Below are 13,971 nucleotides of genomic sequence, written 5' to 3'. Positions count from 1 at the left end.
GTCCACCTTCCCTAACAAGTGTTTGGTAGGTTAGCGTGCCTCCATGAGCAGCGTCGAGGAGTTCCGCACCGGGATACGCGACTGGCTCCGGTCTCAACTCACCGGCGAATTCGCCGCGTTGAAGGGACTCGGCGGACCGGGCCGGGAACACGAGGCGTTCGCCGAACGGCTCGCCTGGGAACGGCACATGGCCGCCCACGGCTGGACCTGCGTCGGCTGGCCGAAGGAGTACGGCGGGCGCGGTGCGAGCATCGAGGAACAGCTCGCCTTCCACGAGGAGTACGCCCTCGCCGACGCCCCCGCCCGGGTCAACCACATCGGCGAACAGCTCCTCGGCCCCACCCTCATCGACCACGGCACCGAGGAGCAGAAGGCCCGCTTCCTGCCCCCGATCCGGGCCGTCGAGGAACTGTGGTGCCAGGGCTACAGCGAACCCGACGCCGGCTCCGACCTCGCCGCCGTCCGCACCCGCGCGGTCCGCGACGGCGACGAATGGGTCGTGCACGGCCAGAAGATCTGGACCTCGCTCGCCCACGAGTCCCAGTGGTGCTTCGTCCTCGCCCGGACGGAGCCACGCGCCGAGCCACGCGCCGAGCCACGCGCGGATTCCCGTACCCCCGGCGCACGCCCGCACGCCGGGCTCTCCTACCTCCTCGTCCCGCTCGACCAGCCCGGCGTCGACATCCGGCCGATCGTGCAGCTCACCGGCACCAGCGAGTTCAACGAGGTCTTCTTCGACGGCGCCCGCACCGCCGCCACGCACATGGTCGGCGCACCCGGCGACGGCTGGCGGATCGCCATGGCCACCCTCGGCTACGAGCGCGGCGTCTCCACCCTCGGCCAGCAGGTCGGCTTCCGCCGCGAACTCGAAGCCCTGATCGCCCTCGCCCGCGCCAACGGCGCCGCCGACGACCCGCTGATCCGCGACCGGCTCGTCCGCGCCTGGACCGGACTGCGCACCCTGCGCGCCCACGCCCGCACCGGCACCGAACCCTCCCTGGCCAAGCTCTCCTGGTCCCACTGGCACCGGGACCTCGGCGAACTCGCCATGGACGTGCGCGGCTCCGCCGCCACCCTCGCCGCCGGCGAACCGTACGAACTCGACGCCTGGCAGCGCCTGTTCCTCTTCTCCCGCGCCGACACCATCTACGCCGGGTCGAGCGAGATCCAGCGGAACATCATCGCCGAGCGGGTGCTCGGCCTCCCGAAGGAGCCGCGCGCATGAGCCCTCGTACACCCCCGCCGCCCTATGTCGAGGGCCACGGCCTGCTCGCCGGCCGCACCGCCGTCGTCACCGCCGCCGCCGGCGCCGGCATCGGCGGCGCCACCGCCCGCCGCCTCCTGGAGGAGGGCGCCCGCGTGCTGATCAGCGACGCCCACGCCCGCCGCCTCAAGGAGACCGAGACCGCCCTCGCCGCCGAGTTCGGCGCCGACCAGATCGCCGCCCACCCCTGCGACGTCACCGACGAGACCCAGGTCCAGGCCCTCTACGACACCGCGATACGGCTCCACGGCGGCCTGGACGTCCTGGTCAACAACGCCGGCCTCGGCGGCACCGCCGCCCTCGCCGACATGACCGACGAACAGTGGAACCGGGTCCTCGACATCACCCTCACCGGCACCATGCGCTGCACCCGCGCCGCCCTGCGCCACTTCCGGGAGACCGGCCGCGGAGGGGTGATCGTCAACAACGCCTCCGTCGTCGGCTGGCGCGCCCAGGCCGGCCAGGCCCACTACGCCGCCGCCAAGGCCGGCGTCATGGCCCTCACCCGCTGCGCCGCCGTCGAGGCCGCCGCGTACGGCGTCCGCGTCAACGCCGTCGCCCCCTCCCTCGCCATGCACCCCCACCTGGTCAAGGTCACCTCGGCCGAGCTGCTCGACGAGCTGACCGCCCGCGAGGCCTTCGGGCGGTACGCCGAGCCCTGGGAGGTCGCCAACGTCATCGTCTTCCTGGCCGGCGACTACTCCTCGTACATGACCGGCGAGACGGTCTCCGTCAGCAGCCGGCACCCGTAGGACAACAATGGACCTGTGCCTACGACCAAGCCTTCCCCGAAGAAGAAGACACAGGTGACCGCCTCGCCCGAGCGGCGCCGCGAGCTGCTCGACACCGCCGCCGAGGTCTTCGCCGCCCAGGGCTACAACGCCACCACCGTCCGCAAGATCGCCGACGAGGCGGGCATGCTCGCCGGCAGCCTCTACTACCACTTCGATTCCAAGGAATCGATGCTCGACGAGATCCTCTCCACCTTCCTGAACGAGCTCTGGGACGGCTACGACACCGTGCTCGCCGCCGGGCACGGCCCCAGGGAGACCATCGAGGCCCTGGTCACCGAGTCCTTCCGGGAGATCGACCGGCACCGCGCCGCCGTCGCCATCTACCAGAAGGAGGCCCGACACCTCTCCGACCAGCCCCGCTTCCACTACCTCGCCGACTCCCAGGTCAAGTTCGAGAAGGCCTGGCTCGGCACCCTGGAGCGCGGCGTCGGGTCCGGCGTCTTCCGCGCCGACCTCGACATCCGGCTCACCTACCGCTTCGTGCGCGACACCGTGTGGGTCGCCGCGAGCTGGTACCGCCCGGGCGGGCAGCACAGCCCGGACGAGATCGCCCGCCAGTACCTGTCGATGGTGCTCGACGGAATCGCCGTACGCACCCCCTAGGTATCCAGAGACATCCAGGAGGAACAGCCATGGCCGAGGCCTACATCGTCGACGCGGTCCGCACCCCGGTGGGCCGCCGCAAGGGCGGGCTCGGCGCCGTCCATCCGGCGGACCTCGGCGCCCACGTCCTGAAGGCGCTCGTCGCGCGCACCGGCGTCGACCCGGCCGCCGTCGAGGACGTGGTCTTCGGCTGCCTCGACACCGTCGGCCCGCAGGCCGGCGACATCGCCCGCACCTGCTGGCTCGCCGCCGGGCTCCCCGAGGAGGTCCCCGGCGTCACCATCGACCGCCAGTGCGGCTCCTCGCAGCAGGCCGTGCACTTCGCCGCCCAGGGCGTGCTCTCCGGCACCCAGGACCTGGTCGTCGCCGGCGGCACCCAGAACATGACGATGATCCCGATCGCCTTCGCCTCCCGGCAGGCCGCCGAACCCCTCGGCCTTGACCAGGGCCCGTACGCCGGCTCCGCGGGCTGGCGGGCCCGCTACGGCGACGCGCCGGTCAACCAGTTCCACGGCGCCGAGCTCATCGCCGCCAAGTGGGGCATCACCCGGCGGCAGCAGGAGGAGTTCGCCCTCCGCTCGCACCGGCGGGCGCTGCGCGCCATAGACGAGGGCCGCTTCGAGCGGGAGACCGTGCCGTACGGGGCCGTGACCGTCGACGAGGGCCCGCGCCGCGACACCAGCCTGGAGAAGATGGCCGGACTGAAGCCGGTCGTCGAGGGCGGCACCATCACCGCCGCCTGCTCCTCCCAGGTCTCGGACGGCGCGGCCGCGATGCTGCTCGCGAGCGAGCGCGCGGTGCGCGAGCACGGGCTCACGCCACGGGCCCGGATCCACCATCTGTCGGTGCGCGGCGAGGACCCGATCCGGATGCTGTCCGCGCCGATCCCGGCCACCGCGTACGCCCTGAAGAAGACCGGCATGGCCATCGACGACATCGACCTCGTCGAGATCAACGAGGCCTTCGCTCCGGTCGTCCTCGCCTGGCTCAAGGAGACCGGCGCCGACCCGGAGCGCGTCAACGTCAACGGCGGCGCCATCGCCCTCGGCCACCCGCTCGGCGCCACCGGCGTGAAGCTGATGACGACCCTGCTGCACGAACTGGAGCGCACGGGCGGGCGGTTCGGGCTGCAGACGATGTGCGAGGGCGGCGGGCAGGCGAACGTGACGATCATCGAGCGGCTGTAGGGCCTCTTCTCGTACGAGGACGGGCGCGGCCCTCAGGAGCCGCGCCCGTCCGTTCGTGCTGTCGTCAGCCGACCAGGCGGTCCCGCAGCCCCACCAGGGTGCGCAGGTCCAGGCCCAGGCCCTCCGTCACGTACCGGAACAGGGTGCCGTAGCCGGCCTGGACCTCGGCGAGGGCCGCGTCCAGGTACTCCTGGCGGACCTCCTGGAGCGGGATGATCAGGTCGGGGTTCTGCATGAGGCCGCCCTGCTTCAGGCCCTCGCGGACCCGGGCGTCGTACGCGGCGCGGAAGGTGTTGGAGGCCAGATAGTCCTCCGTGGCCGCCCCCTCCGGCACGCCGACGAGCATGAGCAGCAGCCAACTCGCCCAGCCCGTACGGTCCTTGCCCGAGGTGCAGTGGTAGAGCTGGGGCGCGGCGCCCGGGGCGGCGAGCTCGCGCAGGGTCGCCCCGAACCGCGCGCGGTTGTCGGCGTCGGTGACGAAGGTGCGGTACACCTCCGTCATGAAGGCCGCGGCCCGGCCGCCACCGAGCATCTCCTCCTGCCGGACCGGGTCGCGCGAGCCGATCGCGGCGAGCAGCCGCCCGTACAGACCGTTGTCGGTGACGGACCGGGAGACGGCGGCGACCCCGGCCGGCAGCCGGTCGGCCCCGTCGTACTGCACCTCCAGCGGGATCCGGAAGTCGACCACCCGGCTGAGCCCGAGCCCGCCGAGCGTCGCCACGTCGGCGTCGGTCAGCTTGCCGAGGTGATCGCCCCGGTAGACCAGCCCGTACCGGACCCGCTCGCCGTCATACGTGCCGTAACCGCCCAGGTCACGCACGTTGACCGCGCCCTGGAGCGGGATCTGGCGGATGGCGCTTGTTGCGATACGGGGCCGTGGTCGGGGCCGGGGCGAGGCCAGGACGGGTGGGGCGGCGACCGCGAGGAGAGCGGTGGCGCCGGCGGTGCTCAGCAGTGCGCGTCTCGACAGTGCGCGTCTCGGCAGAGACATGGCTGACTCCCTACGTGGATGGAAGGGTACGGAGCACGTGCGCGGCCTCGGACATGATCCGGGCGACGAGTTCCGCGCAGCTCGGCAGGTCCTCGATCACCCCCGCGACCTGTCCGGAGGCCATGACGCCGAGGTCGGTGCGGCCCTCGACCATGGAGGCCTTCAGGAGCATCGGGGTGTTCGCGGCGAGCAGGACCTGGCTCCAGGACAGGTCCTTGCCGTGGCGCAGCGCGAGCCCGTCCCGGACCATCGCCGCCCAGGACAGGCCGCTGAGCCGCCGGAACCCGGCGGCCCGGCGCACCGCCTGCGCCAACCCCCGTACCCGGCCCGCCCGTTCGAGCTCCGCGACCATCTCGGTGCGCAGCATCCGGTGCGGCAGCCCGTCGACGGCGGTGGTGACGGTGATGTCCTTGACGGTCGCCGCCAGGTACTTCGCCTTGACCGCGTCCGGCACGGTCGAGTCGGAGGTGAGCAGGAAACGGGTGCCCATCGCGACGCCCGCCGCGCCGTAGGCGAGCGCCGCGACCAGGCCCCGCCCGTCGTGGAAGCCGCCCGCCGCGATCACCGGGATGTCGACCGCGTCCACCACCTGCGGGAGCAGCACGCTGGTCGCCACCTCACCGGTGTGTCCGCCGCCCTCGCCGCCCTGCACGACCACGGCGTCCGCGCCCCACGCGGCGACCTTCTCGGCGTGCCGGCGCGCCCCGACGGAGGGGATGACGACCACTCCGGCGTCCTTGAGTTCGGCGATCAGCTCGCGGGAGGGCGCGAGGGCGAACGAGGCCACCTTCACGCCCCCCTCCACGACGATCCGCACCCGTTCGCGCGCGTCGCCGGCGTCGGCCCGCAGGTTCACCCCGAAGGGGCGGTCGGTGCGGGACTTCACCTCCCGTACGGCGGACCGGAGTTCGGGCACGGTCATGGTCGCGGAGGCGAGGATGCCGAGCGCGCCCGCGTCGGCGGTGGCCGAGACGAGCCGGGGGCCGGCGACCCAGCCCATGCCGGTCTGCACGATCGGGTGCTCGACGCCGACGAGCTCGGTGAGCGCGGTCTTGATGCGGGGTGCGTCCATCAGGGCCTGACCTCGCGGTTCCGCGACCCCTGCGGGTCGATGACCTCGCGGATCAGACGCAGCTCGGCGGAGGTGGGCTCCCGCGTGGTGGGCACCTCGCCGTCGACGGCGAGCTCGAAGCCGGTGGCGGCCCGGACCTCGTCCACGCTCACCCCCGGGTGCACGGAGGCGAGCCGCATCCGGTGGTCGGGGGTCGCGAAGTCGAGCACCGCGAGGTCGGTCACGACGCGGGGGAGGCGGTGGTAGGGGCCGACGGCGTGGTCGTAACCGACTCCGCTGATCATGTCGACGCGCTCGACGAAGACCCGTGGCGAGTGCCGGGGGATCCAGTAACTCACCGGGTTGTTCAGGGTGTTGACGGGTGCGCCGCGCACCCCGAGCAGCTGCCGGGCGGGCCGGGCCCAGTCGCCGATGCAGGAGATGTTCTGGTTGCCGTAGCGGTCGATCTGGCTCGCGCCCATCATCACGTGCCGCTTTCCGCCGGTGACCATGGTGAGGTGGCGGCGGTACGGCAGCCAGCCCTCGGGCCGCCCGTCCAGGCCGATGAGCATCGCCTCGCCGTCGGTGAGCAGCAGGTCGGGGGAGAAGGTGCGCTTGGCGAGCCGGGCGCCGAGGGCGGGGATCAGGCTCATGGGGCTGGCCAGCACCTCGCCGTCGTCGCGCCAGGCCTCGGCGCAGGCGATCACGCAGTACTCGGCCCGGGTGATCGTGTCCGCGGGCGTCATCGCGTCTCCTCCTCGCGCCAGGCGCGGACGGCGGCCTGGTAGTCGTCCTCGCTCTTGCCGCTGAGGAAGCGCTCGGCGAACTCGGGCCAGGGGGTGGTCGCGTAGAGCTTCTGGAAGGGCTCGTCGCGGCCGTGGTCGGGGACGCAGGAGGTGAAGTGCGCCCCGTTCGGGGTCTCGACGACGCCGGTGACGCTGTGCCGGCTGACCAGCAGGGTCTGGGGGAGGACGTCCGCGCCGAATCCCTCGACGATCCGCTCGCAGGAGACGTACGCGGTGTCGGCGGCCTCGCAGAACAGGTCGTCGAAGTACGGGTCGGGTCCCAGGTACTGCCCGTTGCCGAGCCGGTCGGCGCGGTTGAGGTGGACCAGGGCCGCGTCCATCCGCAGCGCGGGCACGGCGACGAACTCCTCGCCGTCCTCGTACGGGGACGTCACCGTACGCAGCTCCGGGTTGACCCGCATGACGTCGGAGCCGAGACCGGCCCGGACGGGCAGGAACGGCAGCCGGTTGGCGGCGGCGTGCAGGCCCCACATGAACATCGCCTCGTCGAGCTCGGTGAGCGCGAACGCGCCGCGCTCGCGGGCGGCCCGGAAGTGCGGTTCGAGGGGGATGGAGTCGAGGGTCGCGAAGGGCGCGACGAGCCGGCGGATCCGGCCGGCGGCGGCGAGCAGGCCGACGTCGGGGCCGCCGTACGAGATGACGGTGAGATCGCCGATCTCGGCCCGGAGCAGCGCTCTGACCAGGGCCATCGGCTTGCGCCGCGAGCCCCAGCCGCCGATCCCGATCGTCATCCCGGAGCGCAGCCGTCCGACGACCTCGTCCACCGTCATGGTCTTGTCGGTCACCGGTCCTCACCGCCCCTTCCGAAGCCGTCGCGGACCCGGTCGGCGACCCCGCTCAGGGCGGCCTCGAAGGTGAAGCCCTGCTCGAAGCGGTAGCTGCGACGCACGTCCACCGGGTCGATGCCGTTGATGGCGGCCTTCGCGAGCCGGATGAGGGTCCCGTCCTTCGCCGCGATCTCGTCCGCCAACTCCAGGGCGGCGGGCAGCAGTTCCTCGCGCGGGACCACCTTCCACACCGAGCCGTGGGCGTGCAGCTCGGCGGCCGTGGCGGTGCGCGAGGTGTAGTAGAGGGCGCGCATCAGATGCGGAGGCACGAGCCGGGCGAGGTGGGTGGCGGCGCCGAGCGCGCCCCGGTCGAGCTCCGGGAGCCCGAAGCTCGCGTCCTCGGAGGCGACGATCGCGTCCGCGTTGCCGACCAGGCCGATGCCGCCGCCGAGACAGAAGCCGCCGACCGCCGCCACCACCGGCACCTCGCAGTCGTAGACCGCGGCGAAGGCCTCCGCGCAGCCCCGGTTGACGGCGATGAGCGAGCCGTGGCCGGGGTCGCGCTGGAGCTCCTTGATGTCGACGCCCGCGTTGAAGCCGCGGCCCTCGGCGGCGAGCACGACGCAGCGGATCTCCGGGTCGCGCCCGGCGGCGCGGACGGCGTCGGCCAGCTCGTACCAGCCGTGCGCGGGAAGGGCGTTGACGGGTGGGAAGTCGACGGTGATCAGTGCGACGCCCTTGTCCGGGCGTGAGGTGGAGACACCCATGAACGGATCAGCTACCTTTCCACCAAACGTTTGTTAGGTGACGCTGGGAGGAAGGTAGCAGCCGATGGAGCTGGACGGGAGGGTCGCCGTCGTCACCGGCGGAACCCGCGGGGTCGGCGCCGGCATCGCCCGGGCCTTCCTGCGGGCCGGCGCCGAGGTCGTCGTCTGCGCCCGCAGACCACCGGACGCGCCGGTCGCCGAGGCGGGCCGCGCGGCCGTGTTCGAGTCGGTCGACCTGCGCAGACCTGCCGAGGTCGGTGACTTCTTCGCTCGGATCGGCGAGCGGTACGGGCGGCTCGACACCCTCGTGAACAACGCGGGCGGCACGCCGTACCGCCTCCTGGGCGAAGGGCGCGGCGAACAGCACGCGCGGGTCGTCGAGTTGAACCTCACCGTCCCGCTGCTGGTCTCCCTCGCCGCGTACGAGCGGTTGCGCGCCGCCCGCGGCTCGATCGTCATGATCGGCAGCGTCAGCGGCACCCGGCCCTCGCCGGGCACCGCCGCGTACGGCGCCGCCAAGGCCGGCCTGGAGAACCTGGCCCGGTCCATGGCTGTCGAATGGGCCCCCGAGGTGCGGGTCAACACCCTCGTCCTCGGCATGGTCCGCACCGAACTGTCCCACCTGCACTACGGCGACGCCGACGGCATCGCGGCCGTCGGCCGCACCGTGCCGCTCGGCCGGCTCGCCGAACCGTCCGACATCGGCGAGGCCGCGGTCTTCCTCGCCTCCGAGCGGGCGGCGTACGTGTCGGGGGCGTCGCTGCTCGTGCACGGCGGCGGGGAGCGCCCCGCCTTCCTGGACGCCGCAACCGTCAACAAGGAGGACTGACATGGGTCTGTGCGACGCACGCGTGGTCATCGTGACGGGCGCCGGCCGTGGCCTCGGCCGCGCCCACGCGCTCGCCTTCGCCGCCGAGGGCGCCAGGGTCGTCGTCAACGACCTCGGCGTCGGCCTCGACGGCCGGCCCGACGCGGACAGCCCGGCGGCGCTGGTCGTCGAGGAGATCCGCGCGGCGGGCGGCGAGGCCGTCGCGCACGGCGGCGACATCGCCACCGAGGAGGGCGCGGGCTCGCTCGTGCGCACCGCCCTCGACACGTACGGGCGGCTCGACACCCTCGTCAACAACGCCGGGTTCCTGCGCGACCGGATGCTCGTCAACCTCGGCGAGGACGACTTCGACGCGGTGCTGCGGGTGCACGTGAAGGGCCACTTCCTGCCGCTGCGGCACGCGGCGGCGTTCTGGCGCGCCGAGTCCAAGGCGGGGCGCGCCGTGGCGGCCCGGGTCGTCAACACCACCTCCGGCGCGGGCCTCCTCGGCAGCGTCGGCCAGGGCAACTACGCCGCCGCCAAGGCCGGCATCGTCGGTCTCACCCTCGTCGCCGCGGCCGAGATGGGCCGTTACGGCGTCCAGGTCAACGCCATCGCACCCGCCGCCCGGACCCGGATGACCGAGCACACCTTCGGCGACCTCCAGGCCCTCCCCGAGGACGTCTCCCCGCTCGTCGTCTGGCTCGGCTCCACCGCCTCCGCCGGTGTCACCGGCCGCGTCTTCGAGTCCGAGGCCGGCCGCCTCACCGTCATGGAGGGCTGGCGCCCCGGCCCCACCACCGACAAGGGCACCCGCTGGACCCCGGCGGAGGCGGGCGAGGCGGCCCTGAAGCTCCTGTCGGCGGCGGAACCGCCCCAGCCGGTGTACGGCGCGTAGCGCGGCCGCGCCGGGGGCCCGGGCTTGCCTGGACCGGTCCGGAGCCTGGCCCCCGGCATCGCCCCCGGCTCCGGGGGAGGCTGACCTCAGCCGCGCTGACCCTGGCCCGCAGGGCCTGGGCGCTTGCCTGGACCGCGTCCGGAGCCCAGCCCGCCCGGCTCCGCCCCCGCGTCCCGCCCGGCGGGAGATGGGCTCCGGGGCGGCTGACCCCGGCTGGGCTGTCCCGTGGCCCGCAGGGCCCGGGGCGCCTGGACCGCGTCCAGAGCCCAGCCCCCTCGGGCACCGCCCCCGCGTCCAGCCCGTGGGAGACAGGCTCCGTGGGCGGCGGACCCGGCTGCGCTGTTCCGTGGCCCGAAGGGCCCGGGCGCGCCTGGACTGCGTCCGGGGCTCAGTCCCCGGCTCCGCCCCCGCGTCCCGCCCGGCGGGAGACGGACTCCGGGGGCGGCGGACCCAGCCGGGCTGTTCCGTGGCCCGCAGGGCCCAGGCGCGTCTGGACCGGGTCCGGAGGAGCCCGGTGCGCCCCTAACGGCACCTCGGCGTCGTCCACTCCAGGCGCGTCCGGACGCGCGGGTCCGTCACGTGCGGCAGGGCCGCGAGGGCCGTCTCGCGGGCCGGGCCCTCCGGGTCGGAGTCGGCGAGGAGGCGGGCCAGCGGGTCGACGGCGCGCGGGTCCTGACGGAGGGCCAGGCCGCGGGCGGCCTCGGCGACGGTCTCCGGGTCCGGGTCGGTGAGGCGGGCGGCGAGGGCCTCCCGGATCGCGGGGGTGTCGTCCGGGAGTTCGGCCAGGGCGAGGGTGGCCCAGTCGCGGACCCGGGGGTCGGGGTCGCGGCTCAGGACGGTGATCCGTTCGAGCGCCGCCGTGTCGCCGGGCGGGACGATGCCGGCGAGGGCGGCCGAGACCTCGCGCCGTACCTCGGCGTCGGGGTGCGCGGCGAGCACGAGGAGTTCGGGCACTGCGGCGCCGTCGCCGCACCGGCCGAGCGCCACGGCCACCGAGGCCGCGGGCTCCCGGTCCCCGGCGGCCATCGCCTCCGCCGTCTCAGCCGCGAGGCCGCGCAGCACCGGCACGGCGCCCGCCTCGTACCCCGGAAGCGCCGCCAGGACCCGCGCGCCGAGCGCGCGGCGCAGCGGGTCCGGGCTCGCGCACCACGCCGTCGCGGTGACGAAGACCGTCTCGGGGGCCCCGGCCTCGGACCCGGCGGCCTCGGACCCGGCCCCGGCGGATCCGAACTCGGACCCGAACTCGGACCCGAACTCGGACCCGGACCCGCCCGCCCCCGCGGCCACCGCCGCCACCGCCGTCGTCCAGTCGTCCCCGCCGGGGTCGCCGCAGCGCAGCGCGCGCTCGGCCAGGACCTCCGGCGGGGACGGTTCGCCCAGCGCGCACTCCAGGAGGGTGGCGATCGCCGCGTGGCCGGTCTGGCGTTCGTCGCCGCGGCTCGGCGCGCCGTCCTCGCGCAGCAGCTCGACGACGACGGTGATCCCGCCGTCCTCCGGCACCCGCCGCACCACCGCCTCGTACGTGTCGGCGGCGCCGCCGCTCTCCACCAGGCCGCGCCGCAGCACCGCGGCCATGTCGACGCCGATCCACCGCCGGGCCTCGTCCAGGGCCTCGTCGAGGGCCTCCCGCCGGTGCCCCGCGCCGTGTTCGAGCAGGGCCCGGACCAGAGAGGGCGAGCCGCGCCGGGCGGCGGCGGTCAGCGGGGCGAGGCCGTCGGGCCCGGGCCGGTCCGGGTCGGCGCCGGCCGCGAGCAGCACGCGGGCCGTCTCGGTGTGCCCGAGCCGTACCGCCCAGGCGAGCGCGGTGAAGCCGTACCCCTCCTCCTGGTCCGGCTCCGCGCCCGCCGCGAGCAGCGCCCGTACGACCTCGGTGTGCCCGCCGCAGGCGGCCCCGCACAGCGGCAGGTCCCCGTCGTCCGCGCCGCTCGCCCGCCCCGGGTCGGCCCCGGCGGCGAGCAGCAGGCGCACCGCGCCCGGCTGGTTCTCGACGGCCGCCCGGTACAGCGGGGTCTCTCCGTCGGCGTCCCGCCCCTCGGGGTCGGCGCCCCCGCGCAGCGCCACGACCACCGCGTCGTCCCCGGCCTCACTCCACAGCGTGTCGAACAACGTGCTCATGCGCCCGACCCTCACCCGGAACACCCGAACGGCGCAAATGGATACGCCCCAGGCCGCGCTTCGGAGCTACGGCGCGCAGTCGAGGACCGTCCCGCACACCCCGCACCGTGCCTTCACCCGCCGCGTCCCCGCCACCCGCAGCCGCTGCCCGCACACCGGGCACGGGAACACGCCGTCCCCGCCATGGGCCCGGGCCCGCCGCCGCGCCGCCCAGCCCGCACCCGCCAGCGGCGGGCGGTGCCAGTCCCGCGCGGCCTCCGCCCGGCCCCGTACCCACGCCTCGTACGCCACCGCGCTGGTGAACCACGGCGAGGGGTCCTCGCCGAAGACCTCGGCCCGCTTGGCGAGCACATAGCCGAACTCCTCCGGCGTCAGATAGCCGAGCTTCTGGCTGGACATCCCGTCCTGCCGGAACGCGTCGAGGAGCAGCCAGCCCGCGCCGAGGTAGGTGGCCACGACGTCCGTCAGGATCTCGTTCTCGGCGACCGTGGGCCGCTCCAGACCGAGCCGGTGCAGCAGCACATGGGTGATCTCGTGGGCGAGCGCGGCGCCGATGTCCCGCTGGTGCGCGGGGCGCGCGAAGCGCTCGTTGAGCTCGACGAAGTACTCCGGGCCCGCGCCCAGCTCCACGCTCGCCGCGTGCTCCATCGCCCGGAAGCTCACCACCATCCGCGCCTCGGGCAGCCCCAGATGCCGCACCAGGGCGCGGGCCACCCGCTGGGCGCCCAGATGGAGCCCGTCGGTGGGGTCGAGCAGCACGTCGGAGGCCGGGATGCTCAGCTCGTAACGCCGCACGCCGTCGGGGGAGAGCCGCCGGTAGAGCGCCGTGATGGCGGAGCGAACCGTGTCGAGGTGCGGGAACCCGTGCACGACGGGGGAGGATTCGTCGCTGTGCGGCATCCAGGATCACCCCCTGCGTCCAGGGTACGGGCGGCGCGCCGCGCCGCCCCACGTGTTGCCCGGCCCGCTCGCCCGGCTGGCCGAAAAGGCCTTCTTGTGACGCCTGTTGGCCGCTGTTCATAATCCGGACCAGGTCTTGACGGGCTCATGCCATCAAGATCAACCCCCCACGAGAGAAGGCAGTCGCATGCAGAAGAAGAACAGACTGGTGCGCGCTTTGCAGAAGCTCGCCGCCACCGGCGCCGTCGCCCTCGCCGCCGTCAGCCTCCAGCCCACGAGCACCGCCTCCGCCGCGCCCGCCCCGGTCGTCGGCGGCACCCGCGCCGCCCAGGGCGAGTTCCCCTGGATGGTCAGGCTCTCCATGGGCTGCGGCGGCTCCCTGATCAGCCCTCAGATCGTCCTCACCGCCGCGCACTGCGTCGACGGCTCCGGCAACAACACCAGCATCACCGCCACCGCCGGCGTCGTGGACCTCCAGTCCAGGAACGCCATCAAGGTCCGCTCGACCAAGGTCCTCCAGGCCCCCGGCTACAACGGCCAGGGCAAGGACTGGGCCCTCATCAAGCTCGCCTCGCCCATCAACGGCATCGCGAACCTGAAGATCGCCGACACCACCGCCTACAACAGCGGCACCTTCACCGTGGCCGGCTGGGGCGCCACCCGCGAGGGCGGCGCGCAGCAGCGCTACCTGCGCAAGGCGACCGTCCCCTTCGTCTCCGACGCCGACTGCCAGTCCGCGTACGGCAGCTCCCTCGTCCCCGGTGAGGAGATCTGCGCCGGCTACAACGAGGGCGGCGTCGACACCTGCCAGGGCGACTCCGGCGGCCCGATGTTCCGCAAGGACAACAACAACGCCTGGGTCCAGGTCGGCATCGTGAGCTGGGGCGAGGGCTGCGCCCGACCCGGCTACCCCGGCGTCTACACCGAGGTGTCCACCTTCGCCTCGGCCATCAAGTCGGCGGCCGCGACTCTGTAGCAACACTTCTTGTACGTGTACGTGTACGGGGTGCCCGGGGCCGA

General features: G+C 74.1%; 14 protein-coding genes. 7 read left to right on the top strand and 7 right to left on the bottom strand.

Features of this window, described 5'->3' with window-relative positions:
* Positions 1-43: 43 nt before the first annotated feature.
* The 4 genes from KV205_RS21890 to KV205_RS21875 are packed head-to-tail and all read left to right on the top strand — an operon-like array spanning position 44 to position 3,848.
* A complete protein-coding gene (locus tag KV205_RS21890; protein ID WP_265866228.1) occupies positions 44-1,225 on the top strand; it encodes an acyl-CoA dehydrogenase family protein in 1,182 nt (393 codons plus the stop codon).
* Positions 1,222-2,016, top strand: coding sequence for an SDR family oxidoreductase (locus KV205_RS21885; RefSeq protein WP_265866227.1), 795 nt, complete (start codon positions 1,222-1,224; stop codon positions 2,014-2,016). Before KV205_RS21890 ends, KV205_RS21885 begins: the two co-directional genes overlap by 4 nt.
* A 15-nt stretch (positions 2,017-2,031) precedes the next feature.
* Positions 2,032-2,661 carry a TetR/AcrR family transcriptional regulator gene (locus KV205_RS21880; RefSeq protein ID WP_265866226.1) on the top strand — a complete coding sequence of 210 codons (630 nt, stop codon included), beginning with the start codon at positions 2,032-2,034 and terminating at the stop codon, positions 2,659-2,661.
* A gap of 29 nt (positions 2,662-2,690) precedes the next feature.
* Positions 2,691-3,848 carry an acetyl-CoA C-acetyltransferase gene (locus KV205_RS21875; RefSeq protein WP_265866225.1) on the top strand — a complete coding sequence of 386 codons (1,158 nt, stop codon included), beginning with the start codon at positions 2,691-2,693 and terminating at the stop codon, positions 3,846-3,848.
* A 64-nt stretch (positions 3,849-3,912) separates the two neighbouring features.
* Here KV205_RS21875 and KV205_RS21870 read toward each other — a convergent pair whose 3' ends face one another.
* Genes KV205_RS21870 through KV205_RS21850 form a run of 5 tightly spaced genes read right to left on the bottom strand, consistent with a single transcriptional unit; the run spans position 3,913 to position 8,230 of the window.
* Positions 3,913-4,839 (bottom strand): tyrosine-protein phosphatase, encoded by a 927-nt coding sequence (locus tag KV205_RS21870; RefSeq protein WP_265866224.1) that lies wholly within the window; start codon positions 4,837-4,839, stop codon positions 3,913-3,915.
* A gap of 10 nt (positions 4,840-4,849) precedes the next feature.
* Positions 4,850-5,896 carry a nitronate monooxygenase family protein gene (locus KV205_RS21865; protein ID WP_265866263.1) on the bottom strand — a complete coding sequence of 349 codons (1,047 nt, stop codon included), beginning with the start codon at positions 5,894-5,896 and terminating at the stop codon, positions 4,850-4,852.
* Positions 5,897-5,910: 14 nt separating this feature from the next.
* Entirely contained in the window at positions 5,911-6,636 is a 726-nt protein-coding gene (locus KV205_RS21860; RefSeq protein WP_265866223.1) for a CoA-transferase subunit beta, read from the bottom strand.
* Positions 6,633-7,481 carry a CoA transferase subunit A gene (locus KV205_RS21855; protein ID WP_265866222.1) on the bottom strand — a complete coding sequence of 283 codons (849 nt, stop codon included), beginning with the start codon at positions 7,479-7,481 and terminating at the stop codon, positions 6,633-6,635. Before KV205_RS21855 ends, KV205_RS21860 begins: the two co-directional genes overlap by 4 nt.
* The gene (locus tag KV205_RS21850) at positions 7,478-8,230 is read right to left on the bottom strand and encodes an enoyl-CoA hydratase family protein (protein ID WP_265866221.1); all 753 of its coding nucleotides are present in this window, start codon (positions 8,228-8,230) and stop codon (positions 7,478-7,480) included. Before KV205_RS21850 ends, KV205_RS21855 begins: the two co-directional genes overlap by 4 nt.
* Before the next feature lie 64 nt (positions 8,231-8,294).
* Between KV205_RS21850 and KV205_RS21845 the strand changes: the two genes are divergently transcribed.
* Both KV205_RS21845 and KV205_RS21840 read left to right on the top strand, forming a co-directional pair.
* Positions 8,295-9,059, top strand: a complete 765-nt coding sequence (locus KV205_RS21845) for an SDR family oxidoreductase (protein ID WP_265866220.1) — start codon at positions 8,295-8,297, stop codon at positions 9,057-9,059.
* Position 9,060: 1 nt separating this feature from the next.
* The gene (locus KV205_RS21840) at positions 9,061-9,936 is read left to right on the top strand and encodes an SDR family oxidoreductase (RefSeq protein WP_265866219.1); all 876 of its coding nucleotides are present in this window, start codon (positions 9,061-9,063) and stop codon (positions 9,934-9,936) included.
* Positions 9,937-10,458: 522 nt separating this feature from the next.
* Here the strand turns inward: KV205_RS21840 and KV205_RS21835 are convergent.
* A complete protein-coding gene (locus KV205_RS21835; RefSeq protein WP_265866218.1) occupies positions 10,459-12,051 on the bottom strand; it encodes an ankyrin repeat domain-containing protein in 1,593 nt (530 codons plus the stop codon).
* Between the two features lie 66 nt (positions 12,052-12,117).
* Positions 12,118-12,951, bottom strand: a complete 834-nt coding sequence (locus KV205_RS21830; RefSeq protein WP_265866217.1) for a hypothetical protein — start codon at positions 12,949-12,951, stop codon at positions 12,118-12,120.
* Between the two features lie 187 nt (positions 12,952-13,138).
* Between KV205_RS21830 and KV205_RS21825 the strand changes: the two genes are divergently transcribed.
* A complete protein-coding gene (locus KV205_RS21825; protein WP_265866216.1) occupies positions 13,139-13,927 on the top strand; it encodes a trypsin-like serine protease in 789 nt (262 codons plus the stop codon).
* The last annotated feature ends 44 nt before the right edge of the window (positions 13,928-13,971 follow it).

The organism is Streptomyces sp. SKN60, from assembly GCF_026236535.1.
In the GTDB taxonomy this organism is placed as follows: domain Bacteria; phylum Actinomycetota; class Actinomycetes; order Streptomycetales; family Streptomycetaceae; genus Streptomyces.
Note: the sequence above shows the minus strand (reverse complement) of the source record. Positions and strands in the feature narration are given on the sequence as shown.